The following is a 25,237-nucleotide window of genomic DNA, read 5'->3' on the forward strand; positions in this document are numbered from 1 at the left end:
GGACATCGCCAGGCTCCTAATTAAAGAAACCCGATACAGAAATGTGTCGGGTTTTTTGCATTTTGTCGTTTAGTATTTAATGGATAAGAAAGTAATTGAAAAAGCCCAATTCAATGAGTTGGGCTTTATGCGTTTAGTGCCATAGAGAATGATAGAATGGCACTGAACCTGTAGGAGCAGGCTTTAGCCGCGAAAGGAAATGTTCAAATATGTTCGTGGCTAAAGCCTACTCCTACAATCCTAATATTGCTTAATCACACATCTTATTCTTAAAATCTCGTTCATATATATTTGATCAATAACTTAATAAAATTGGTATAAAACATAATCATGTGTCGTTTTTTGCTTTCTGGCGATTATTATTTTATCTATAAGAAAGTATATTAAAAATGTCCAACTTAATGAGTTTAACGACATTGAGAATGATTAAACGGCACTGAACCTGTAGGAGCTGGCTTCAGCCGCGAAAGGAAATGTTCGAATATGTTCGTGGCTAAAGCCTACTCCTACAAAACATATCTCTGTATTTGTTTAGTCCTCATAGATTTAAATTTTTAATTTCTAATCACTTTAATCGTTTAGCATATATGCAATGACGAAATTGATTTTTTATACGAATCTATAATAAAGCTATTGCTGCGTTGCTTATCTCAAGATATAAAGTTTAGTTAGATAAATCATTAATTACTTGATTGGTAGATGTCTCATAATATGTGGCAATGATTAAAGTGCGCTGAAATCCTTCATTAACAGTAATATTTTGTTTTACACATATATTTTTTACAGCTTGTATAATACTTGTATAGTTTTTTAAATCTATTGATTGTTGTTTGGTTTCAATTTCAATTAAAGCTAATAGTGCAGTGAGTTCATGAGTTGGTAATTTTTCACAATTAGAATTTGCAAACATATATGCTTCTATTGGTGTTAAATTTTTAAAATCTCTTTGTGTTAAAGCCGCACTTAATGATTCATTACTTTCAAATAGCATCATAGAGCGTAAGTAATTAAATGGTGGTAGCTCCGGGCTTAGCGCTTTACCAGCCAATAAAAAGTGAAGGGAATTTCTTTTTTTCTGATTTATTTTGCTAAAATTTTCACTTTGTTGTAATGCAGGCGTAAAAAAACTTAATGTATCACTGCTATTTATTTGATTTATAATCGATTCAGGTAGACCTTTACTGGCAATGAATTTTGTTGCTATTTGTTGATAAAATTCAAATACAGATAGAGATTTTTGCCCTTGTTGGTATAAAAATGCTAATTGATCAATATTTTCAATCTCATTTGATTGCTGGTAAAAGACTAATAGTGCTTTAAAGTCTTTTTTTGTGAGTAAAGAGATCAGTGTTTGAATGTGTGGCTTCATTGAAAGTGGGCTTTAGGTTTTATTCTTAGAGTCATTGTAATCATAGTTAGTAAGTGTCACAAATTTAATCCAATATAAAATAATCTAAATACTAAAAAACCGCACTTTAAAGTGCGGTTTTTTAGCTGATGACTGATTTCAGTTTTAAAGTTATGTATAACGTTTAACTTTAAATTTTTGCAATATATTGTGCGTGTTGGCTGCGGTAGTTATTTATTTTTTTAGCTATTTTATCTGCTCCTTGTTCTTGAGCAAAGCTGGCAATATCTAGTCCATTACAGCTTACTACGTTTGCGACTCTTTTCATTGATAAACGAGATTCAGATACTGTTTGATTAAATCTCATTAGTTTGCCTTTGGCTGCGGCAACACAAATTTCAGTTGAAACAGAGTTGTTCGTTGCTTTAATTTGTTTTGTGTCTGCCATTGCAGAGCCTGTGAATACAACTGATGTTAATGCGATAGTGGCTGCTAAAACTTTTAATGTTTTCATAGTCGTTCCCTCGTGCTTTATAAGCGTTAAATTATTTGATGACTGCTTTGCTTTGATGGGTTTAGATTAGCGATTTCAAAAAATGAAATGAGGCTTATGTGCTAAACGGATAATTTAGGTGATTAAGGGGCAAATTAAATGACGAATATAAGAACAAAGCTATACAGCCCTTTTCGGGCTGCATTAAACCTGAATATTATTACATTTTTATAAATTTATAGATGAATCTATCTGTTTTACCACGCGTACTATCTTCAAATACATTTATGGTTAGGTTGTCTTTTGGATTACTTAAATAAAAGGCTTCTTCAACAAGTCTAAAGCCGGCTTCCGCCATTTGATATTTTACGATGTTAGAGTCAATTCTGTGGGTGGAGTTTGGGGCATCAAAGCCTGAGCCTTTAGGGGCATGATGATCAATAATAATAAATACGCCGTCATCTTTTAAAGCTGATTTTACTTTAGCTAAAGCCGATTTGTGATCAACTGCCTTATCACGAAATACTGTTTTTTTGCCATCAGTTATATCATGAGTAAAAAATAAATCATGATAATTCAAAGCTGTAAATGCAATATCTATGGTTTTATTGGGAACTGCTATATCGACGATATCAATTTTATCAAAGCGCGTTATATTTGGTAGTCGATTACCTTTAGTTCTTTTGTTTATTCTTTTTTCGGCAAAACGCCAAATTACACTGTCATTTTGCGCATAAATGTTGCCTTTTGAGCCAACAGCCATCGAAAATAACTCAGAATACCAGCCACCCCCCGCGAATAAATCTAATACATTATCTCCTGTTGAAACTCCTGAAAAATGCATTATTTGTGCTGGCTTTCGTGCATCATCTCTAGCACTATCAGTAGACTGGCGATTAGGGTGAATTAATAGTTCGTTCAATTGAGTTAATGATAATGGTGCAGCCTGAGTAAATGTTGCTGTTAAGCCAGTTGTTATTAGTATTGCTATTTTTGATAACTTCATTTCAAGTCCTATGATATATCGTTATTATTTTCTTTTATAAAAATACATTTTAGTTGCAAAGAGCCCAGACTCCTCACTTAATGTATAAAAACCGCTGCCATCTAATTTCCAAGCAATAGCTTCACCTTGAGGTTCAGCTTTGTATGGTAAACGCATCGGAGCTGATTTTAGTAACTCGCTAATTGATTCATTGGCACTTTTTTTCCAGTAATAAATATTTTGATAATCCTTTAAGAGTACTTCGTTACCATTATATGAAATATCACCGGCTACTATTTTATGTAAGTCTAAAGTGGCAACTTTAGTTAAAATATTTAATTGTGTAGTTGATTGTGGATAGCGAGCGACATAAACACCTACTTGTTTTTCGCGCTTTGAAATCACAAAGATATCTTTAGAAATAGGATCTACCATTAAAGTTTCAGCATCTCGTTTACCATCAGGAAATTCAAATTTAATCGTTTCTATATTTTTTTCAGCAAGGGTTATTTCTTTTGCTGTTGTTTGATTACTGACATTAGGTTCTATAAAGCGGTAAATTACTTTTTCTTTGTATTGGGCGCGGTTATCGCCAATATCACCTACGTATAAATAGGTTGTGTTAGGCTTTGGACCTGGACCTATGCTGATATCTTCCCAGTCTCGAGCAATTGCTCCTTCTAAAGTGAAAGTACCTAAATTGTCACCTGATTGAGAAATTAAAAAGATTCTATTTTTATCGCCACTGTCGTTATGAGTCCAAAAAGCTTTTTTATTATTACGACTTGCGACTAATCCTGATGCTTCATTTATTTTATCTAATGCTATTTCGCCATGGTTAATTGCTGATTCAAAAAGCTTGGTTGTTAATGGAACTTTTTCATTCACTGAATTTTTAGGAATACTCTGATATAAAGCAATAGAAGTGAGTACGATAACAAGTGAAATAATTATTTTTTTCATATTGTGATTTTAAAAGTGACTTTATGCAATTGAGTATACGTAAATGTGAAAATTTAAAAAGCCAGGATAACCTAGCTTTTTATCTATCTAAATATGACTTTGTAATTTAAGGTTGGTAATAAATTGGTGAGCTAGGGCCTACAGGCATATTAAAAACAAATACCCATATATAAAATAAAGCTACCCAACCAAAAAAGAATACAATGCTATATGGCAGCATTGTAGCGATTAAGGTACCTATGCCCATATCTTTTTTGTATTTTATGGCTACAGCGAGTATTAATCCAAAATAACTCATCATAGGCGTGATTAAGTTTGTAACTGAATCGCCTATTCTATAAGCCGCTTGAATGGTTTCTGGTGCATAACCAATTAACATTAACATAGGCACAAAAATCGGCGCTGTAATAGCCCATTGCGCAGAAGAAGAGCCTAAGCTTAAGTTTACAAAAGCGCACATAAGAATGAAGAGCTGGTAAGTCACTAAAGCATTGTATTGTGTCTGATTGCTAATTTTATGCGTTTCGACTTTATATTTACCGTTGGCACAGTTGTCACTCCTTGTTTTCTTAAAGCTTCTGTTTTTAGTTGCGCCTTATTGAACTGTGTTTTTACTGCAAAACTGTTTAATGTTTTATCAAAGTCACCTTCTTCAATGCCTTGTAATAAAAATTTATATTTCATATTAATTCCTAATTAAGTATTTGAGTGAGCTGCTCTGATGTGAGGTAGCCAGGGTTTATCGAACCATCAGGTAGTATTATTGTTGGAGTAGAGTTAATGCCAAACTCAGAAGCTAAAGCAAGCTGTTGTTTTAAGTTACTGTTACATACGTTATTGGAATTAAACTGATTATTCATAGCTAAAGTCATGTTGTGTTGCGGATTATCAGAGCATAAAACGGAGTTTGTTTTATCAAATGAAGGAGAGTTTAATCCGGCCCTTGGTAACATTATATAATTTACCGAAATTCCTTTGGCATTGAGTTCTGGAATTTGTTTATGAAATCGTCTGCAATAGCCGCAATCTATATCAGTAAATAGCGTGATTGTATGTTGATTTTTAACGGTGGCTGGAAAGTTGAGTTGCATATCTTTAGGTAAATTGCTTAATTTTATTTTTCTGTTTTGCTTTTCTCTTAATTCAACAATATTTGTTTTGCTATGAGTATCTATAATCGCCCCTGCAAAAATGTATCTACCATCAATACTTGCAAACAATGTTTTAGCACCTAAATTAATTTCAATTAACTGTGAATTGTATTTGGTGATTTTGAGATCTTTTTGAGTTTGCAATGTCGCGATTATTTTATTTTGTGTACTGAGATCTATCGTGAGATCAGTTTGGCTTTGAGCAAAATAGCTCTTTGAATATAAGCATAATACGAGTGCGAGATTCAGTGATTTTAATTTCATAATGTAACTCCTTAAATGATAAGAAAGTTATATTATAAATTGAATAAATAAGTGAGTTAATTAATCTATAAAGTTCTATTAAAATCTATATATAATTATAAAACAAGCTTTTAGGAGTTTTTTGTGATGCGAGGATAAAGTTGATTTGAAAGTAAAAACTCAGATTCTTTTAAAGGGATACACACAATTTTTTTGTGATGAATAGAAGGTTTTTTTACTTGCTCACATAGTTGCGAATACAATTTATTTTGCTTGAAATTATTATTTAATTTATCAGCTTTTTGAAGGTGATCTTTGTAATAACTTTCTGCAACTTTATTTTTTTTCTGCTGTGAATTATGATTATCATCTATGTTTTTTAATAATGACTCTACTCTTTCCTCTGTAGCGGCAATTGAGCATACCGATTGAGAGGCTTTGAGAGCATTCGCGCCATTAATAGCATATTGTAGTGCATCAAATTCTAAACCTTGCTGTGCATAAATACGGCTTAATAAATCCGATGCCATAGAATAGTTATATGACGACTCAGTTATATTATTAAGAATCTCTCTGGCATATGATTCAGAAGTGATTAGTTCTTTTTGCTGAAATAAACTTTCAGCTAATAATAGCTTTGTTTCTGTAGAGTCGGGATTTTCTCTTAAACTAAACTGTAACCATGTTTGTGCTTCTTGATAATCATGATTGGCTAAAGCAAATACAGCTTTTGAATATGCACTGATTGCAGGCAAGTTATTGTTTTTGATATCTATCCGGTTATGGTTTGTAAAAATCAATGTTGATGAAGCAAGACATAAAATACTTGCCGCCATAGTTAGATATATTTTTTTAGGTGTTTTTTTAATTTGAGTTGTGGCTACAATCCATTAATAGCCTAAATTAGGTTGGGTACGAATTAATTCATTGGATGACAGTTTCCGGATCTCGCTGATCACTTGAAATAAAGTATGATCTTGTACATGTTCTGTTTGCCAAACAGATTGAAAAAGTTCTTTTTTACTGGAAATTTTATGTCGGTTCTCAATTAAATAAGCTAAAAGCAATGCTGTTTTGGGATGAAGAGAGTGTTTATTTTTATTTTTAGTGAGCTGATAGCCTTGACTGTTAAATTGAAATTGATCAAATTTATATTGTGACATAAAAAATACTTATAGTTATTGTTTGTTAAAATTTAGCAAGTTAAAGAGTAAGGTGCAATCTTACTACCGTTTTGTCACTCACTAATATGTATTTATTGAACTATTACTTTGAAATAGTTTCCGGGTTTGTATACTATCAGCCGACTTAATGTTAAGTAGGTTTATTATGAAGCGCTATTTATCGTCACTACTGATAATGATGTTGCTATTTAGTTGTCATGTTTGTTCTAAAAATGTCGATCTTAAAGAAACACCGCAACGGCTCGAGGTTTACGCAAATCATATCCCACCTTATTCAATTATTGAAAATGGTAAAATATTAGGTTTTAGCGAGCTTGTTCTTAGACGGTTATTAGAGAAAACACAGTACCAAGTAAATTATAATCAAATTAATTGGGCTCGCGCATATAAGAATATTTCCTCAGAACAATATGCTGTGATGTTGGCACTATCCCGTATACCTAAACGAGAAGCTTTATTTCATTGGATCGGTAAGATAGGCCAGATAACGCCAAGTGTTTGGTGTAAAAGTGAACGGGCTAAAGAGTTTAATATTATATTTGATCATGATATATCTGCTTATACGTTTGCTGAAGTGAGAGGTTTTAGGTTTCATCGTTATTTAGAGTCATTAGATAGCTTCCCTAAGAAAAATTTACAACTAACACAAGATAAAGATAAAGCGATTGGTTTGTTAATGAAAGAGCGTGTTGATTTAATGGCGGGAGATGAACTGGTTCTTCGATGGCGCTTAAATGCTTTGGGTTATAGGTTTACAGATGTTGCTCGTGTTTATAAATTCACTAGTACAATTAATGATTTATATATAGCTATCAGTAAAAATACACCATTAGAAATTGTTGAAAATATGCAACAGGCATATTTGGAGTTGGAAACGTCAGGTCAATTAGCTAAGTTACATCAATCTTGGTTAGAGAAATTACATATGGAAAATAGATAAGTAAACATTTTTTATGGGCTAGATGCTTATCTATACCCATATTATACCAATTATATTAAGTTAGTGATCAGATTTAAATTAGGGTAAATTTTCAAGAGTAAGGCGCTTGATTGAGCAATAGCTGGATATTGGTATTGAAAGCAACGCAGCTACTGTATATTTAAACAATTTAAATTGATCATATATTTATTGTAATTAATGGTATTACTTCAAAATGCATATTTCAGAGCGAGCTCAATTCAAGGCGTGTTGATGCAGGAATGTAGGCACCTTTCAAATCAACGCAACGATGAAGTGGGTTTGATCAGAAGTGCCGTCTCTGCGAGTTTAAACGGGGTACATGCTGCGTTATTAATTTTGATCAGGGAACAACCATTATCTTCAATTCATGCCTTACCTAAATCCTGTTTTATTCTCGCTGAAATCGAGTGTTTTTAGGTATCATGGGTATATATACGATATTACTTAGCCCTTAATACAAGTTTTTTTTTGTGTTAAGTAATTTAGTTTTACGAATGAAATAATTTGCGCGATGTTATTTGAAAATCCCGAACTAAAAACAGCTATATTTCGTGCTTTTAGTTCGGTTTCCACCTTAAAACTTATAGCGAATACCAAATTGTGCTTTCCATACCGACGGTATTTTGGCTACGGTTGGTGTCGGTTGTGTAAAGTTATCATAAACGTATTGTTCACCTATGATACTGACATCTACAACAGGTGCATTGAAAGGCTGTACATAAGAGTCTGCACGTCCCCAATCATCATTAAGTAAATTCCCCACATTTTCAATATCAAATGTGATTTCTAATTTTTGTTCACCCGATATTTTGATTTCTTGCGCCATATGTAAATCAAATCTATGTATCCAACTACTGGTACAGCCATGTCTACGTGAAATAGTACCAGCAGTTAAACAGCCTGTACTATTGATATAATCAAAGAAACCATCTTTATCAAAATCATCAGTATAAGTTACTAGCGGATCATTTTCGCCAGTAGGGACATATAAGGATTGAGAGTTATAACCATCCCAAGATGCAAAATTAGCAAAGCCTCCAAAAGTACCAACTGAACGCATTGTATGGCTGTAATGTCGGCCTTCTCGACCATTATACATAAGGGCAACAGTTGTTAAGTTATCGCCAAACAATTCGTAACTCCAAGTTAAATTAGTCGCTATGATATGGCGTACTTCAAACTCAGAGTTAAATACCGTTTCTGATTGAAAGTCTGAGTTGGCAGGCATTGAATAACCTTCAAAAGCAACAAAGGCATTACCTGGATTAACTTCCGTAATATCTTGATAGGTATAACCCATGCTGAAATTAAAGTTACCATAATCGGTATAAAAGTTTTTATCTGCATTAAATGACCAAACTTGGCCTTCGCCTTCACCTGTATTTGTTAAGCTTAAATCAAATGGTGCTGGGGAGTCATAAATAGGTCGGCCATCAGGTGCAGTATCAACAGCTATCATATTTAACTCACGATAAATTGCAGCATCTTTAACTTTACTAAACAGCACATCGGCACTCAATTGCCAATTATCACCTAACATGCCAAGATTTTGTCGGCGTTCTATGCCTAGATTTAATTTCCAAGTACTTGGGATCTCGAAATTAGGATCGATACTATTAGTATCACTATTTCCACCACTAAAACCACCTGCTGCTAAAAAGTCTAATACTTCTTGGGGTGTATTTTTACCATCAAAACAAGGTCCGTCACAGCCTGCAAATGTTTTTCTGACACCATCATTGCCATAAGAGTTAGAAAGCCATACATTCGGCGCACCGCCACCAAATAACCCTATACCACCACGAATAATTGTATCGTCATCATAGGTATAATTAGCGCCAAAGCGAGGTTCAAATAAATCTAAACCATCATAGTTATTTTGATTATTATAACCATGACGCGTTACAAAATTTTCATTTAATACTGGTTTATCATCATTTTTATATTTGGTATATCTAAAGCCATAGGTAAGGGTTAAATCGTCAGTAATAAGCCATTCATCTTGCGCATAGAAAGTAGTTGTTGTGTATTGAAATTCATCAATAGCATCGCTAGCATCGCCAGTAAGTGAATTTTGGAATGCATGAAAACCGTCATTATTTTCAAATTTTTCAATACTATCAAATGTTGTCATGCCTAATGAGCCAAATACAAAGGTATTAACAATATCTAGTTTCTCATGTTCAATACCAAAAGTTAAAAAATGCTCATCATTTAAGTAATAATCAGCTTTAAATTTTAACATGTCTCTATCATTGGCCAGAGTATTAGCATGTCTGAACTGATCTGGGCCTATATATAGTTGACCACCATTGGGTGTACTAATTAGGAATTGGGCAAAGTTAGCACCCATTAACGGCACTTGCTCAGTGTTTACTTCTTTACGAGCATATTTAAACTCGGTAGATAAATCATCATTCCAATCAGAGAAAACTTGTAAGCTATAAGCGTTAAGTGATTCATTCATATTGTAGCGATTTGATTCTGCAGTTGCCCAGTTAGCATTGGGAAAAGTTTCAGCCCAAAAATCTCTTACTGTATTACCTTCATTATCTTGATAAGTAAGAGATGAACGATGATTATCGTTTATAAACCAGTCTAGCTTTAATAGTAGCTTTTCATCTTCTTCATCTGATGGGTTGTTATATCCACCAATATCATAATTCCATACATCTTGTGCTATTTGTGAAATTCGTTCGAAACCTCCTAAGGTCACCCCTATTTTTTCATTGGCTTCAACTACGCCATTTTCATTGTCTAAAGTAAATTGATAAGGTTTAGTTGCATCAAATTTTTCATAAGAAGCAAAGAAAAACAGTTTATCTTCAATTAATGGCCCGCCTAAAGTAAAGCCATAAATATCTTCAGAAAAATCACCTATATTAAGATTTTCTCCTTCGCTTTCATCACCAGTCATACTGTTATCTGAACGATAATAAAAAGCAGAACCATGAAATGCGTTGGTACCTGATTTTGTCACTATATTTACATTTCCACCTTGAAAATCACCATAAGTAACTTCAAAAGGTGCGATATTGACGGCTAGTTGCTCTATAGCATCGAGCGATATTGGCGTACGACGCCCCGGATATCCATTTTTATTTAAACCAAAGTCATCATTTTGTTTAACACCATCTACAGTTAAGCTGTTGCCACGTACATTACCACCAGCAATTGAAAGTGCAGGTCCGCCATCTGCAGTTGGGTCTACAACCATACGTGAATCACGTTGTAATACGGACTTCAAATCACGGCTAATTGCGGCAGAATTATTTATATCGCCTTCATTAAAGTCTTTGCTTGGTCCTTTTTTATAAGCGCCTGCCATAGACATTTGACCACTTACTTCAATACGCTCAATTTTTTGTACTGATTCCCCGACCAGATTTATTTTTGATACTTGACCTAATTGCAAAAATAAATTTTCTATATTATCAAATTTAAGATCTGTGCCACCCGATACAGTTACTGAATATGGCCCACCAACTGGTAATCCTTTCGCTTTGAATGCACCGCCATCAGTTGTCGTAATCGTTTTAACTTTTCCTGTTGATAAATGAGTTACTTGTATCGTAACACCAGCAAGTGCCATACCAGTTGAATCAACTACTTGGCCTCTGATTGCAGATGATGTGTCAGATGCCAATACTGGTAATTGAGTGAGCAATATAGACGATGCTATTATTGCGACTGCGATTTTATTGATCCGCATGTTGTTATTCCCATTGTTGTCAAATTTATGAGTATTATTAACCTGACAATAAAGTCAGGTTGTTTAAAATAACATCATTGTAAATTTAGGCAACTATTTTGAATTGAACAAAGGGTTAACCGGTTTTTAAGCAAAACTTAATATGTTTATAGAAACAGACTGATTACTATTATTACTTTTACTTCAAACCAAATAAAGCTTTAAAACTCATTGTATATTATGGGGTTATATGATATTGATTTATTTTAAATTAAAGATATTGATAAATAATGAAAAAAATAAAATTACATGGAAAGTATATTAAAATAGCTTTCATTGCAGCTACATTGGTTACAAGCTTTTTTACTCAGGCAAATTATGTTGAAGAAAAAATAACAATTGATAATCCAAAAACGTGTTTTAGAGGGCAGGTAGAAACATATGATAAATGGGTTAATTTTCTTTCTAATAAAAGCAAAAAGTTCAATAAAGAAAAATTTAATGAAAGATATCCCCAGATAAAGTTTGAGGAAATAAAAAGCACAATTGAATGTATTGATTTCACTTATCAGGTAGATGGTTTTACAGTGGCTGGTTTTTATTTGAAACCTAAATTAATAGATGATAAAAATCTACCTGTGATCATTTATAACAGAGGTGGCAATGGATCTTTTGGTACGACTAAATTTATTACAAAAATTGATAAGTTAGCAGAGCTTGCTAAACAAGGTTTTATAGTTGTCGGAAGTCAATATAGAGGCAGCTCAAAATATCTTAAAAATAATGGTAAAGATGAATTTGGTGGCGCGGATGTTAACGATGTTTTAGCTTTAACCAAAGTAATAGAAGGACTTCCTGAAGCTGATTCCAGTAGGATTGGCATGTATGGTTGGAGTCGTGGTGGTATGCAAACTTATATTGCAGCAAAGTCACTGCCAAATATTAAAGCCATTGCAGTCGGCGCAGGTAATAGTGATGAAGAAATGGCATTAAAAATACGTCCAAAAATGGAAAAAGTACTTTTAAACCGAGTGCCAAACTTTAAAGGGAATAGAACTATAGAATTGGAAAAACGTTCCGCTATAAAATGGGTTGATAAATTACCAAAACAAGCACCTATTTTGTTACTCCATGGCGATAAAGATTGGCGTGTCAATGTAGAGCAGTCTATACAATTAGCTGCAGCACTCAAAAAAGAGAATCATCCTCATAAGTTAGTGGTTTACTCTGGTGGAAATCATGGCCTGACTAAACATCGCAAAGAAGTAAATCAAGAAGTAGCAAATTGGTTTAAACAATATTTATAAATCAATAAAAGGGGCATATGCCCCTTTAGATCTTACAACTACCAAGCTTTATCTTGTTCAATGATTGCTTTTGATACTTGATCTTGCGGCAATACCATCATTCTTGTTTGATCTGTCAGAATAATATTACTTAAACTATAAGGCCCTTTTGTTAGGCCTGATACTTTAAAAGGCATAGATAAATTGCCATCATAAGATAAGAATTGAGCTACTTCAGCTGTAGCGATATCTATTTTTTGATTATTTAACGTATAACCTTGCAAGGTTGCTTTTACAGCAAAGCGACCTGCTTGTGCAATGCTTAAAGGCACAGTTACATTGATTAAACCTTTATTGCCAGATTGAATATTGATATCTGATGTCAGAATATTTGCTGTTTCAGCTGTTTGAATAAAAGGTACTTTAATCGTTCTTTTTATTTTATTGGCTAAATGATTCGCACTGACATCTAGCTCTACTTGATACAAGCCTTTTACAGCTCCAAGTTGCTCTAACTCATTTGAAAAGTCGATTTTTCCGTTGTTATATTTAAGTGCTATTGATTCACCTAAAGGACTAATTAAGCGCGCATTTACATCGGAGTTAGAAAGCTGTTTATTTGTTAGTTTTGCTTTAACGGTTAATTGCGGCTTAAATTGTTTTTTTATTTCAAGTGGTGCAGTTACATTCAATTTAAACGCGGAGTTTTTATCTTTTATATGTACGATATATTTATCATTCGCAATAAGAGGTTTAGCATATTTTAAAATACTAGGTGCAGCTAGTGAGGCATTTTGCACTTTTAACGCGATGCTGCCATCCTTAAACCCAGCAAGTGCCATCTCTTTTTGTGCTGCAAGTTGCACTAACTTTTGTTTATTAGGTACAAGGTTACCTCCTAATTTAATGTGATCTAACTCTAGGTTTTGAGGTTTAAATACTTCACCCTGATCAAATCTCGCTTTAGGTGTCAGTTTCACTAAAGTAGAAGCATCACTGAGGTAAACTTTAATGCCTTTATTGAGCTCTTCGCCAGTCACTACTTGCCAATATTCATTACTGGTATAAGTTTTTTTATTTGCTTTTGATACGTCAGTTTTATATGTCGATGGCCATTGGTAAAATGTTGCTTCATTGCTTTTAGCTTGTGCATTTACAGCACAAGAAATTGAAATAGCGAATATTGTAACTACTGTAGATAACTGATTTATTGTTTTTGAAGTTTTCATTGCCATCTCCTAAATGCGATTACGTAATAAGCTATCTAAACCAAAACACTTACGTCGACTTTGCTGGTGACTAAAGGGTTCACGGCCATTGGATTTCGATTTATCTGTGAACCAAACACTGCCAGCAGCTGATTGTGAGCTACAGTTTAAAAAGCCATCTGAACAATTATCTAACCAGTTTTGCGTTACTTCAAGTGCCACTTGATATTGATAACCACCACAGTAACTATCGCCATCCCAAATAGCTGAATCTACGTCACTACCGACAACAGACTCAAAAGTTGACTGTAAGTTTGGTCTGCCAGATGTACCAAATAACCATTGTTGATTATAAAAGCTCATCCAGCTGACTTGTTGTTGTTTAACTGCATCGCTGCCATAACCTAATAACCAGCCTAAGCTAGTTTCAAAACTGTTACCTGCAATTGCGGCATCAGCTAAAGGTGTTCCTGCACTTGATGGAGCTAATGCAATGGTATGTTTTACTTTGCTAATGATATCAGGATAACGACTATCGTAAGTTGGATTAGACAAAATCCAACGCACAATATTGCCACCATTTGAATGGGTGATGAGTTTTAGCTCTGTGATCCCTTGAGCTGAAATAAAGTCTGTTAAGCCCTGAGCTAGACAGCCTGATGCATTTTCATTCCACATAAACTGATCAAAATCACAATTTATTACGGTATATTTGTTGGAGTTGGGTAAGCCTTGCCTTACTGAATCAATAAACTCTGATGTCCAGTAGTCGTTTCTCGCATCGGTTTGCTTACCTGTACCATGAATGAATGCTAAGCCTGTATTTGCATTTGCGACACAAGTCATGAGTGAAGCAAAGATTAGTCCTGTTTTTATTGTTTTTTTCATTATATATTCCTGTAAATTGGTTGTGTATTTACTGGTTGGAGGTTCGACCTCCGATCACAATTTATACAATAAAGATTGAAAAAACAACATTGATTTACTATTTAGTTACATATGTACCAGTTTGAATTTTATTTGTTTCGCTTTTAACAATAGATGTTTACTGAGTTTTAACTCTAATTTCAAGGTGGTGATTTTTTATTTAGTCGGTTTTTTTTAAGAGTATATTTTAAGAATTAGCTAACAGGTTTATTATTTCAATAAATATCGCGCCAAAGCTTAGAGGTTAAATTGTTAGATGAAAATTATATTTTATTTATACGAGTTTTTTATTAGTTTTGTCGAAGTTTTAGGTGCGATTTATATAAATCTACTATACTTAAACTGTTTCATGAAGAAGCTCATAACGGAATGTTATTTAGCTTCGTTTTAGCTCACTTGCTAACCCTAGTGAGCTTCTTTTTACTTTAAATTATGGATTTAGGTTTCAATGGCTAACCCTACTGATTTCCTTTATCGGTAACCCAATTATCACAAAATAGAAATCTAATTAGAATAATAAGACTCGAACATGATATCGTTTATAAAACTATTTTCCTGAAGAGATGTACGAGGGGGAGTTTAAGCCAAACTCAATTCCTGTGAAGTATTAATGCGTATTTTAACGGCTAATCATCATGCGCCAAGTGTCGGTTTTATGCAGCTGTGGGATTTTATTGCTGTTAAAAATAAAATACCACTTTAAAGTGGCATTTTTCTTTTATTAAATCATTTTACGCCATGCATTAATTTATTGATTAATGGAGAGATAATAAATAAAAATAGTCCGGCTCCTGTGAGTAACCAAAAGCTAAAGCTAAAACCATTAACTGCAGATACAACTGTCATTCCTGTTTCACCGCTTATACTGCCAGCTAATATGCCTGAAAAATTATTACCTATGGCAGTACTTAAAAACCAACCTCCAAATGCTAAACCAGCCATAGAGGCAGGCACTAATTTACTGATCATAGATAGGCCAATTGGTGATAAACATAACTCACCTATGGTATGTAAAACATAACAGGCGGCTAATGGCCAAAGTGGAATTAAATTATTTGAGTTTAATAAGTTTTCTAAGGCATAAACTAAGACTAAAAAGCCTAATCCAGTGCCTAATAAACCAAGAGCAAATTTTTGTGGAATACTTGGTTCTATTTTTTTATTGGACATAAATAACCAGATCATAGAAACCAAAGGTGCTAAAATTAAAATAGCAACAGCATTAACAGATTGAAACCAAGCAATTTTAAATTCAAAAACGTCAGTTATATTTCTATCTACGATGTTTTGTGCCAAAAAGGTAAATGAACTACCCGCTTGTTCAAAAAACATAAAAAATATCACATTAAAAGCACACATAATTAAGCAGGCAAACATGCGATCTCTGGCAATTTTACCATCTTTCTTCGCGCCTTTAATAAGCATAAAGGCTAAACCGACAAATAATATAAATAATAACCAAGCTAAAACCTGTGCTCCGGCATAAGCCATTAAAATATATACAGGGCCAATAGAGGCAATGGCGCCTAAAATGACATAAAATAGGTTTTTAGTTCTTGTGGGGGTTTTCTTTATTGCGCCTACGCCTTTTAATTGTTTACGACCAATATAAAACCAGATATAGCTAATTAACATGCCAATGCCAGCGGCACCAAATACGGCTTTATAATTATCCATCATAGGTGTATCTGTTAAGGTACTTGCAAGCCATTGGGTAATGATGGGAGAGATCATCGCACCTGCATTGATCCCCATATAAAAAATACTAAAACCTCGGTCACGTCGGCTATCATTTTGCTCATAAATTTTACCAACAAGATTAGAAATATTTGGCTTAAATAACCCATTGCCAACTATGATAGTCGCTAGCCCAGCCATGAAAAAACTTTGATCTGGCAGCATAATCAAAAATAAACCAGCACCCATAATAAGTGCACCAATCAATATAGAATGTTGCGATCCAATTATTTTGTCAGCAACATAGCCACCAAAAATAGCACTACCGTAAACAAGGGCTAAATATGCGCCATAAGTATTAGAAGCAAAGGTTTGACCTGAAGCATCGCCATTAAAAAACTGAGCAACGATATAAAGGGTTAATGCCCAGCGAATACCATAAAAAGCAAATCTTTCCCAAAATTCAGCCATAAATAACATCCAAAGAGGTTTTGGATGACCCCATAAATCATCGTATTTAGTTGTTCTATTTTTGATTGCTTCTTGAGGGGAAGCTGCGGTTAAAGACGTCATATTCATCTCCTATGCAAATACTAAATAAATAAACTTCATATTTATTTAGCATTTTCTTGTTGTTTTATATGCTGGCACTGTATTTTTATTTAGCAATGAAGCATGTTTTTATTTTTTCGTTATTGATATTAATTGTTTTTATATAAGGCACTTGAAGTCTTGGTGAAGGCAGTAAAAATGTTCGGTGAAGGTTTGGTGAAGATGTTATTTTAAATTTGCCATTTGGTGAAGAAGCAGTGATTATAGGGTCTTAGGCTATATAGGATGATGTTGAGTGCGTGATCACAGCAATAAAATAACACGGTATTTATTTAAAGATTTGATCTTAGATATTCAAATAGGATCACTGTTTCGGGATGATGAGAAAATAGCTTTACCAAAATTAAGCTATGAATTGTTAGTTGCATTGGTTGACTCATCACCCGCTTTATTAAGCCAACAAGAATTAATGGAAAAAGTATGGCCTGATCGCGTAATAGGCGATGAAACATTAAAACAAAGAATAAAATTATTAAGAAAATCTTTAAATGATAATGCAAGTTCCCCTAAATATATTGAAGCGATAAGAGGACGAGGTTATAGATTAATACCTCAAGTAAAGCGAGAGTGTATTATTAAAAAAGCGCCATCGGTGATTGTTGATTTATCTGCAAATGATCGGTTTCCAGACTTAGCTTATGTAAAACTTACTGGATTATGGCGTAAAATTTATAAAATGGGTTTAGGTTTTTTTGTTATTTCAATTTGTTTAATAAGCTTATATGCATATCTTTATTCAGTAGGTAGTAGTAAATTACCGACTTCTCAATATGTCGCTTCAAATGAAAAATCTAAAGAAATTGAAGCTAAAAAGTTAGCATATGATTACTACATCAAGGGGAAAGACTATTATAAACGTTATCGTAAAATTGATAATGTTATCGCTATTGATTTTTTTAATAAAGCCATTGCGGCAGATCCTCAATTATCGTTGGCATATGCGGGATTAAGCCAGGCTTATAGCCAGCAATTATTTCAGTTTAATGGCAGTAATGAAGATAAAATAAAAGCGATTGATTATGCTTATCAAGCCATTACCTATGATAATCAGTCGGTTGAGTCTTATAAAGCGTTAGGTATTGCCTATTATGTCTCGGGCTGGTTATCAAAAAGTATTGATGCGCATTTAAAAGCTTTAGTTTTATCCCCGTTAAATACTGAGACTGTTTCTAATCTTGGATTTATCTATAGTGAACAAGGTCAGTTGAAAAAAGCGCTTACTTGGCATAAACAAGCATTGGTTTTAAATCCAAAGCATACTGTTAGCATGGTACATGCTGGACAAACTTTGGTCGGGTTAGGTTATTATGAACTAGGTGAAAAGTGGTTTAAAAAAGCAATAGAACGACAGCCAGATTATTTGTTAGCGACCTTTCATTTAGGGCAATTGAAAATTGAACTTCAGCAATTTAAGAATGCAAAAAATATTTATCTAAAAGCACTCAAACTTTATCGAAACAACCCATTACTTATGCAAGGTTTAGCTGATAGTTATTTTTATTCAAAGCAAAAAAAATTAGCCAGAGAAACATATAATAAAATATTAAAGAATAAAGATAATAAAGCGACGCAATATGTAAAGTTAATGGCTTTATTATCAAGCGAAAATGCTTCTAAATTACAAATAAACCAACTTACACTACAACTCAAAGGTGCATTAAATCAGGGGTCGGATAAAGCGCGACACAGTTATAACCTTGCTTTAATTTTTGCTTATCTAAAACAAAATGAGCAGGCAATTCGATATTTAGTACAAGCCGTTGAGCAAGGGTTTGTAAATATAAGTAAAATTGAAATACATCCATTACTAGCACACTTTAAAGACTTAAAAAGTTTTCAAAAACTGATTGAAAATATGAAGAAAAAACAAAATAGTGAAAAAAATAATTTGGATAATAGTTATTTTTTTAACTAGAAGAAAAGGTAAAACGCTACATAGCCACTTTTATCATGGGTATAATCCTGACTATAAATATCTTATAATTAGAGTAACTAAATGCGTAAATCCGATAAGAAAATAAATAATAATATTCGTAATATTTTAAATCAAGTATGTGAACAAGCATTAATCGAAGTAAAAAATTTTGTTTGGTTAACCCATTTGGTTAATTATGATAAATTCCCTGCTAGTTTAACGATTGTATGTGTATTTGAATTTAATGATGATTTAGTTCAAGCGAAAAAATCTGGAAGTGAAGCATTTTTATCTGATTTAATTGTAAAAAAGTTATCAACATTAAATATAAAAGTAAAACCGGAAAAACAAATTATTTTTGATACTGAGCAAAATTGTGAAAACGAACATAATGGAAATTGGCAGCTAAGATTACAGCCTTAAGGTTAAGATAAGAGAGAAAAATGAATAATAAAGTATCTAGTGAAACCCAAGGACAAGCATTAGCCGTTGCCAAAAGCATTAAAAAATCGGGGCAAACAAAAGAGCAAACTAAACTGATAGCGAAGGGCGTAGAGAAGGGGATTAGCGAATATAAAAAACAACAAAAAGTAAAATCTCGCCAAAGAGATAAATTAAAAAAGCAGCAAACGAAAGCTAAAATTAAAGAAAATATCACAGTTGAAGTCACAGATGAATTAGCCTTTGAATATAAAAGTTTATTACCTTGGATATTGCTTGTATTAAGTTGGTTTGGTTTTATTTTATATTCGTTTATTTAGCTCTCTTATACCCAAACTACTTCAAGATGCAGGATTCAGTTGGAATTAGAAATGCTTTAGGCAAGGCATTGATTGAAGAACATGGTTATTCCCTTTTCAAAATCAATAACGCTGCATAAAGTATTTATAAACCAACCTTACAGGGACTTCTGAGCAAATCATGCTCGTTGTTGCCTGCATGGATGTAGGTACTAGAGCAATGCAGGAGCATATTGCCGGTCCATCTTTTTTTAAGGGAGTAACCATTAATGCAAAGATGCGCCTAGATCATGAATTGCTCAGCAGTCCTGAACCTCACATCTTGAAGTGGCTTGGGTATAAGATAATGAAGTTTAATTTAATGGAAGAAATACCAATAAATATACAATAGCTGCGTTACTTTCAATCCCAATAGCCAGCGATTGGCATTGAAAGCGCCTTACGCTTGAAAGTTTACCCTAATTTAAATCTGATCACTCGCTTAATAGAATTAATATAAGATGCTGACGAAATCATTATCAGAGATTAATTAGATGCAGAATTTCATCCAGACACCGTTTCTGATATTAATTTAAGTGCTCTGCTATAAATAATTCAAGTATTGATATATTGATTAGGTAAGGCGAACAGGAATTCTGCGTCGACCAAAATTTTGACGTTCTTCACCAAAGTGACCATGAAGTATAGTGCCACAATAGTTGCAATGCCCTTTGCTATTTAAATTATATTTTCCTAACTGATACCAGTTTCGCTCAATTAATAATTTCTTACAGTGCGAACAATAAGTACTGTCGGAATCGGTATCAAATACATTGCCACAGTAAACATAATTTAAACCATAGCTCAAAGCGATTTTTCTAGCTCTTAAAAGTGTTGTCAGTGGTGTCGTTTCTTTATCTAACATTTTAAAATCTGGATGAAAGGCACTAAAATGCAATGGAATATTAGGCCCTAAATTTTCAGCGAGCCATTGGCACATTTCATTTAATTCTTTATCGCTATCGTTTTCATCGGGGATCAATAAGTTAGTGATTTCAAGCCAAGTATTAGTTTCTTTGTGTAAATAATTTAAAGTATCTAATACATTCTGTAGATGTCCGTGGCAAATTTTATGATAGAAGTTTTGTGTAAATCCTTTTAAGTCTATATTAGCGGCATCAATATGGTTATAAAATTCAGCTCTAGGGTCATCACACATATAACCAGCACTAACTGCAATGCTTTTTAATCCGAGTGCTTTTGCTGCAATCGCGACATCTATCGCATACTCCATAAATATAACCGGATCATTATAGGTGAAAGCTAAGCTCTTACATCCATGCTTGGCTGCTGATTGAGTAAGTTGTTCAGGGCTTGCACCATTACATAAAGTATCAATTTCACGAGATTTACTGATATCCCAATTTTGGCAAAATTGGCAACTGAGATTGCAACCCGCAGTACCAAATGACATCACACTTGAACCTGGATAAAAATGATTAAGTGGTTTTTTTTCTACAGGATCAATGCAAAATCCTGAAGAGCGACCATAACTGGTCAGTACTATTTCCCCTTGATGATGCATTCTAACAAAGCAAGCACCTCGTTTTCCCTCGCGTAAAGAGCAATGTTTTGGGCAAACACCACAGGTTACTCTGCCATCATCTAATTTATGCCAATATTGTGTTGGAAAATAGTCTATAGAAGATTTATTAGTTTTTGAGCTAACCATAATGGCAATACCTAAATTGCAGCTATACTATAATGATAGTTAATTTTAGGGTATTTAGGGGATGAAGTATCGGGATCCGGCAGTTGCTGGTAGCTTTTATTCTAAAAGCAAAGAAGTACTTCAATCAGAATTAACCGACTTAATGTCATACACACCAGATCCAAGCTTAAATGTTAAAGCTTTGATAGTACCTCATGCTGGGTACTTTTATTCAGGCGCTGTTGCAGCTCAAGCATACTCATATATTAATCAATCAGAGATAAACCCAAAAAAAATTATTTTACTAGGACCTAATCATAGAGTTGGACTTTCGGGGTGCGCCATTCCTAGTGATGATGGGTTTATAACACCTTTAGGTAAAGTATCAGTCGATAGACTATTTTGTGACATATTACTTGAAAAAAATTTCGTAACTGAAAATGACAATGTTCATACTTGGGAGCACTCTTTAGAAGTACAACTTCCTTTTTTACAGTATTGTTTAAATGACTTTGATATTTTACCCATACTTGTAGGTCAAAGTGAAGTTGAAAAAGTCGCTGATATGCTCTCATTTTTACTAGATCAAGATGATTTTTTTATTATTGTTAGTACTGATTTAAGTCATTTTAATCCCTTAAATAAAGCCAATAAATTAGATGAAAATACCATAGCGAACATTATCAATATGCAGTGTGATCTCCTGCCGAATCAAGCATGCGGCTGTCATGCATTAAATGGTTTTTTAAATTTTAGCAAGGCTAAAAACTGGAATATCAAGCTCGTTAATAAAGCAAACTCAGGGAAAAAAAATAGTATTAAAAATGAAGTGGTAGGTTATGCCAGTTTTGTCTTGTTCTGAATTGAGCCAAGATGATAAAGACCAGTTATGTGAACTGGTTCGTCAGTCTTTATTATATTCAGTAAAAAAACAACAGTATATCCCTTCTCGAGTTCTTGTTTCAGAAGCGTTAATTCAAAAAAAAGCCAGTTTTGTGACGCTTTATACACAAGGGAATTTAAGAGGCTGTATAGGAACATATATCGCTGATACACCTTTGTATAAAGATGTGTGTGATCATACTTATAGCAGTGCTTGCGAAGATCCGCGTTTTTTACCTTTGACAGAAAGTGAACTTAATACTGTGAGTTTTCATATTTCAATATTATCTGAATTAATTGAAATCGAAAACCTAAGTGAAAATCAATTATTGGTAAAACTAAAACCTAAAATAGATGGATTAATGCTCAAGCACGGCGGTAGACGTGCTATTTTTTTACCTTCTGTATGGGAACAGTTAAGTACAGCAGAAGAATTTGTCACAGCCTTAAAGCAAAAAGGGGGGTGGGCTAAATCATTTTGGACTAATGATTTTAAAATATACTTATTTCAAGCTGCGAGTATAGAGGGCGACTTTTAATTTTATATATGAGTTTAAAAAGTATTCTTTACCGTTATTAACCATTGCGCAGACTCAACATCTTGAGATTTATCTAATGGAATAGATAAGTCTATATGTATTACTGTTTTAGAATTAGCCTTTGAAGGGGCTAAGCGTAATCCTATACCGATATCTTTGAGAATATCACCATTAATGCCATTATCTTTATTTGAATTCCATGCTCTGCCAATGTCAAAAAAAGCAGCGGCGCCAACGCTAAATAATTGCAAGAAATTATATTCCCAATAATAACGTTTTTCTAAATTAAATAAGAAACTTTGTTCGCCACTTTGATAATGAATAGGGTAGCCACGTAGGCCAGTATCACCACCTAAAGTTAATTGGTTATCTAAGGTTAAGTTTTTACTATATTGTACTTTTAGTTTAGCGTACCAAGAATGACTTACATTAGTGTTGTAATGCAATTGCGTGGATGTACTTAATAGGGCATTTTCTATATCGTCATGTTTAAAATTCCAATATCCATAAAACCCAGCATTAAAACGCCATAGAAGATCTTTTGACTGAAAGTGGGCTTTATCTACCGATGCTTGATAAATGAGTCTATTATCATCGTTGGATAAATTATTATTGGTATATCCCAGTTTTGCTGAAAAATCCCAACCTAGATTTAAGTCTTCAGTGCGGGAGATAGAGTCAAAGTTATTTATTTTTATATAATTATCTTCAAACCACCTCATCGACAGAAAAGGGTAGTTGAGATTGCGACCCTCGGGGATAGGCATAGTTGAGTTGATTAACTTTGAAAATTTATGTTTTTCAATTTGATAGCCAAATGAAACTCTTCTGATCCATGTTTTTTCTCTTGAAGAGAGGCCAAAATGAAACTTGCTGATTTTGGTGTTTTGTGAAAACTCAGAAATGACTTTTCCGCGATTATAAATTTGCTCAGTACGTTTATTTGAAGAAGTAATTGCACCATAACTATAAGGTGTATTTAAGGCAAAAAAAGGATAATTGATATCATAGTAATAATGTTCGCCATCTGAGTTATCTGAATACTCTATATGGCTACGATATCTCGAATTTAATATATTGGGATCATCATATATAAATAAATATCCATCGCGATCTACATTAGATGTTTTTGAAATAGAAATACGTTTACCTAGTCCAAATAAATTTGAATCTCTAAAACCTATTTTTGATTTGTTTTTACCGCCAGAACGACTGAAATTTATTTCGGGTAGTAATGTCCAAAGCTCTTTGGTGATAATACTTATATCTATGGTGTTATGACAATTTATTTTAGCAGTAATTCGAGCATCGTATAAATAGGATGTATTTCTTAATAAACGTTCAGATTCTAATAATATTTCAGGGGAATATGATTCACCAGATGTAAAAAGCAGTTGTGCGCGAATGACCTCTTCTTTTGTTGAAAGATGAAGTTTATTTGCTAAACGAAACAATGCAATATCTTCATTTGAGTCTGATGTATCAAAAATATCTAGGCGTTTGAGTGTTATTTCACCTATTTTTAAGCCCGGTAATGCTTTGGGCAATATATGGGGGTTATCTAATAATGAGTGCTGATTGGTATTAGACCTATCATCTTTCGGTGTGTTTGATTTGCAACTGTTAAGCAACTCTAGTGGCAATGAGGTATCTTGGGAGAAGCCAGGTATTGCACAAGTAATTAAATAACTAGTTGATAATATAGTTAATAATTTAATTTCAAAAACACTCTTTCTTTTAAAGTATATACTTTTAGTGTATAGCAATAGTTTTTTTTTGCTTGATATTTAAACGTCTATTTATATCATTTTAACTTTAAATTAAAAAACAAGTCGAATATCAATTACTTATTAGATATTGATAAAGTTCAGGTAATAAGGCTTCAGCTTCAATACCATCAGCAGTAATCCAAATACTTTCGCTATAATGTTCAAAATTCAAGTTAAATCTTTGATTTATAAATGTAAATCTCATAAGATGAATGTCAGCACCTTGTTCAAACTCGCATTTTGAAAAAGTATCGTGATGCAAAAAGGTGCTTGCCCATAATTCAAAATCATCATCTTGAGGTGGAAGTTCGTTTAAAATTAATAATAATTGATTTTCAATATCAAATTGAATCTTTGTCATTTCATTACCTAAGTGCATAAAAAAATAAAAGAGTCGTATTTTACAAAAATAAAATTATAACTCTCAGATTTTATTAATAAGTTGTTTTTTTGCGTTAACGCAAAGTTTTTTTTAGTTTTATATTCTACACTAAATAATAATCATATTAATTAAGTGACTATAACCACTTATACTAATTTGATTAAAACAATTAAATTAAGCAATGTGAGTAAGTAAAAATGATAAAAAAATTATTAATCGTTTCAGGGTTAGCACTAACAACAATTAATACACAAGCAGCAGACGTTGCTGCAGGAAAAGCTAAATCAGGTATGTGTGCGGCATGTCATGGTGCAGCAGGTATCAGCAGTGTTCCTATGTATCCAAATTTAGCTGGTCAAAAAGCGGTGTATCTTGAAAAACAGTTAAAAGCGTTTAAAAGTGGTGTGCGTAAAGACCCTGTAATGGCACCTATGTCTATGGGGCTATCTGATGCTGATATGGCTAACATTTCAGCATATTACGCTAGTTTGAAATAGTGTATTATACCCAAGCCACTTCAGGATGCGTTTTTCACTCCAACTGAATTCTGCATCTTGAAGTGTTTGGGTATATAAACAAACCATTTAAAAT

General features: G+C 33.3%; 24 protein-coding genes and 1 pseudogene. 9 read left to right on the forward strand and 16 right to left on the reverse strand.

Annotation, left to right across the window (positions count from 1 at the left end):
• Nucleotides 1-664: 664 nt before the first annotated feature.
• The 9 genes and pseudogenes from CJF42_RS13520 to CJF42_RS13560 all read right to left on the reverse strand — a co-directional run bounded on the left by CJF42_RS13520 (nt 665) and on the right by CJF42_RS13560 (nt 6,346).
• On the reverse strand, nt 665-1,369 hold the full coding sequence (locus CJF42_RS13520) for a hypothetical protein (protein ID WP_095367194.1): 705 nt from the start codon (nt 1,367-1,369) through the stop codon (nt 665-667).
• A 169-nt stretch (nt 1,370-1,538) separates the two neighbouring features.
• On the reverse strand, nt 1,539-1,862 hold the full coding sequence (locus CJF42_RS13525; RefSeq protein WP_095367195.1) for a DUF3718 domain-containing protein: 324 nt from the start codon (nt 1,860-1,862) through the stop codon (nt 1,539-1,541).
• A gap of 199 nt (nt 1,863-2,061) precedes the next feature.
• Nucleotides 2,062-2,847 (reverse strand): class I SAM-dependent methyltransferase, encoded by a 786-nt coding sequence (locus tag CJF42_RS13530; RefSeq protein ID WP_095367196.1) that lies wholly within the window; start codon nt 2,845-2,847, stop codon nt 2,062-2,064.
• 24 nt (nt 2,848-2,871) lie between these two features.
• Entirely contained in the window at nt 2,872-3,789 is a 918-nt protein-coding gene (locus CJF42_RS13535) for a hypothetical protein (RefSeq protein ID WP_212668819.1), read from the reverse strand.
• Between the two features lie 106 nt (nt 3,790-3,895).
• Nucleotides 3,896-4,267, reverse strand: a pseudogene (locus CJF42_RS13540) (AbgT family transporter); the annotation flags it as partial.
• A 5-nt stretch (nt 4,268-4,272) separates the two neighbouring features.
• Nucleotides 4,273-4,473: a thioredoxin domain-containing protein gene (locus CJF42_RS13545; protein ID WP_095367197.1), complete on the reverse strand. Its 201-nt coding sequence runs from the start codon at nt 4,471-4,473 to the stop codon at nt 4,273-4,275.
• An 8-nt stretch (nt 4,474-4,481) separates the two neighbouring features.
• Nucleotides 4,482-5,204 (reverse strand): DsbC family protein, encoded by a 723-nt coding sequence (locus tag CJF42_RS13550; RefSeq protein ID WP_095367198.1) that lies wholly within the window; start codon nt 5,202-5,204, stop codon nt 4,482-4,484.
• A 110-nt stretch (nt 5,205-5,314) separates the two neighbouring features.
• Nucleotides 5,315-6,019: a tetratricopeptide repeat protein gene (locus tag CJF42_RS13555; RefSeq protein ID WP_095367199.1), complete on the reverse strand. Its 705-nt coding sequence runs from the start codon at nt 6,017-6,019 to the stop codon at nt 5,315-5,317.
• Nucleotides 6,020-6,073: 54 nt separating this feature from the next.
• Nucleotides 6,074-6,346, reverse strand: a complete 273-nt coding sequence (locus CJF42_RS13560; protein WP_095367200.1) for a winged helix-turn-helix domain-containing protein — start codon at nt 6,344-6,346, stop codon at nt 6,074-6,076.
• Between the two features lie 166 nt (nt 6,347-6,512).
• On the opposite strand from CJF42_RS13560, the gene CJF42_RS13565 reads away from it, so the two are divergent.
• Nucleotides 6,513-7,307 carry a substrate-binding periplasmic protein gene (locus CJF42_RS13565; protein WP_170940608.1) on the forward strand — a complete coding sequence of 265 codons (795 nt, stop codon included), beginning with the start codon at nt 6,513-6,515 and terminating at the stop codon, nt 7,305-7,307.
• 595 nt (nt 7,308-7,902) lie between these two features.
• Here the strand turns inward: CJF42_RS13565 and CJF42_RS13575 are convergent.
• The gene (locus CJF42_RS13575; protein ID WP_095367203.1) at nt 7,903-11,040 is read right to left on the reverse strand and encodes a TonB-dependent receptor; all 3,138 of its coding nucleotides are present in this window, start codon (nt 11,038-11,040) and stop codon (nt 7,903-7,905) included.
• Nucleotides 11,041-11,309: 269 nt separating this feature from the next.
• Here CJF42_RS13575 and CJF42_RS13580 point away from each other — a divergent pair, with 269 nt between their 5' ends.
• Nucleotides 11,310-12,326: an alpha/beta hydrolase family protein gene (locus CJF42_RS13580; protein ID WP_095367204.1), complete on the forward strand. Its 1,017-nt coding sequence runs from the start codon at nt 11,310-11,312 to the stop codon at nt 12,324-12,326.
• Between the two features lie 38 nt (nt 12,327-12,364).
• Here the strand turns inward: CJF42_RS13580 and CJF42_RS13585 are convergent, their stop codons facing one another.
• The 3 genes from CJF42_RS13585 to CJF42_RS13595 form a co-directional block, all read right to left on the reverse strand.
• Entirely contained in the window at nt 12,365-13,534 is a 1,170-nt protein-coding gene (locus tag CJF42_RS13585; protein ID WP_095367205.1) for a DUF4785 domain-containing protein, read from the reverse strand.
• A 9-nt stretch (nt 13,535-13,543) separates the two neighbouring features.
• Nucleotides 13,544-14,359: a hypothetical protein gene (locus tag CJF42_RS13590; protein ID WP_252097608.1), complete on the reverse strand. Its 816-nt coding sequence runs from the start codon at nt 14,357-14,359 to the stop codon at nt 13,544-13,546.
• An 807-nt stretch (nt 14,360-15,166) separates the two neighbouring features.
• Nucleotides 15,167-16,690 carry a peptide MFS transporter gene (locus CJF42_RS13595; RefSeq protein ID WP_095367207.1) on the reverse strand — a complete coding sequence of 508 codons (1,524 nt, stop codon included), beginning with the start codon at nt 16,688-16,690 and terminating at the stop codon, nt 15,167-15,169.
• Between the two features lie 274 nt (nt 16,691-16,964).
• On the opposite strand from CJF42_RS13595, the gene CJF42_RS13600 reads away from it, so the two are divergent.
• From CJF42_RS13600 to CJF42_RS13615, 4 genes are all read left to right on the forward strand, one after another.
• Nucleotides 16,965-18,644 (forward strand): winged helix-turn-helix domain-containing protein, encoded by a 1,680-nt coding sequence (locus CJF42_RS13600; protein WP_095367208.1) that lies wholly within the window; start codon nt 16,965-16,967, stop codon nt 18,642-18,644.
• An 81-nt stretch (nt 18,645-18,725) separates the two neighbouring features.
• Nucleotides 18,726-19,067, forward strand: a complete 342-nt coding sequence (locus CJF42_RS13605) for a Fis family transcriptional regulator (protein WP_095367209.1) — start codon at nt 18,726-18,728, stop codon at nt 19,065-19,067.
• Between the two features lie 20 nt (nt 19,068-19,087).
• Entirely contained in the window at nt 19,088-19,405 is a 318-nt protein-coding gene (locus tag CJF42_RS13610; RefSeq protein ID WP_095367210.1) for a DUF2956 domain-containing protein, read from the forward strand.
• Nucleotides 19,406-19,565: 160 nt separating this feature from the next.
• Entirely contained in the window at nt 19,566-19,775 is a 210-nt protein-coding gene (locus CJF42_RS13615; protein ID WP_095367211.1) for a hypothetical protein, read from the forward strand.
• 222 nt (nt 19,776-19,997) lie between these two features.
• On the opposite strand, the gene amrS is transcribed toward CJF42_RS13615, so the two are convergent.
• Nucleotides 19,998-21,095, reverse strand: a complete 1,098-nt coding sequence (gene amrS, locus CJF42_RS13620; protein WP_095367212.1) for an AmmeMemoRadiSam system radical SAM enzyme — start codon at nt 21,093-21,095, stop codon at nt 19,998-20,000.
• A gap of 61 nt (nt 21,096-21,156) precedes the next feature.
• Between amrS and amrB the strand changes: the two genes are divergently transcribed.
• Nucleotides 21,157-21,936 carry an AmmeMemoRadiSam system protein B gene (gene amrB, locus CJF42_RS13625; protein ID WP_095367213.1) on the forward strand — a complete coding sequence of 260 codons (780 nt, stop codon included), beginning with the start codon at nt 21,157-21,159 and terminating at the stop codon, nt 21,934-21,936.
• Nucleotides 21,914-22,495, forward strand: coding sequence for an AmmeMemoRadiSam system protein A (gene amrA / locus CJF42_RS13630; protein WP_095367214.1), 582 nt, complete (start codon nt 21,914-21,916; stop codon nt 22,493-22,495). Before amrB ends, amrA begins: the two co-directional genes overlap by 23 nt.
• A gap of 14 nt (nt 22,496-22,509) precedes the next feature.
• Here amrA and CJF42_RS13635 read toward each other — a convergent pair whose 3' ends face one another.
• Nucleotides 22,510-24,138: a BamA/TamA family outer membrane protein gene (locus CJF42_RS13635; protein ID WP_095367215.1), complete on the reverse strand. Its 1,629-nt coding sequence runs from the start codon at nt 24,136-24,138 to the stop codon at nt 22,510-22,512.
• Nucleotides 24,139-24,334: 196 nt separating this feature from the next.
• Nucleotides 24,335-24,625 carry a DUF3630 family protein gene (locus CJF42_RS13640; RefSeq protein WP_095367216.1) on the reverse strand — a complete coding sequence of 97 codons (291 nt, stop codon included), beginning with the start codon at nt 24,623-24,625 and terminating at the stop codon, nt 24,335-24,337.
• A 218-nt stretch (nt 24,626-24,843) separates the two neighbouring features.
• Here CJF42_RS13640 and CJF42_RS13645 point away from each other — a divergent pair, with 218 nt between their 5' ends.
• Nucleotides 24,844-25,143 carry a c-type cytochrome gene (locus CJF42_RS13645; RefSeq protein WP_095367217.1) on the forward strand — a complete coding sequence of 100 codons (300 nt, stop codon included), beginning with the start codon at nt 24,844-24,846 and terminating at the stop codon, nt 25,141-25,143.
• Nucleotides 25,144-25,237 lie beyond the last annotated feature (94 nt).

The organism is Pseudoalteromonas sp. NBT06-2 (assembly GCF_002276045.1).
GTDB lineage: Bacteria > Pseudomonadota > Gammaproteobacteria > Enterobacterales > Alteromonadaceae > Pseudoalteromonas.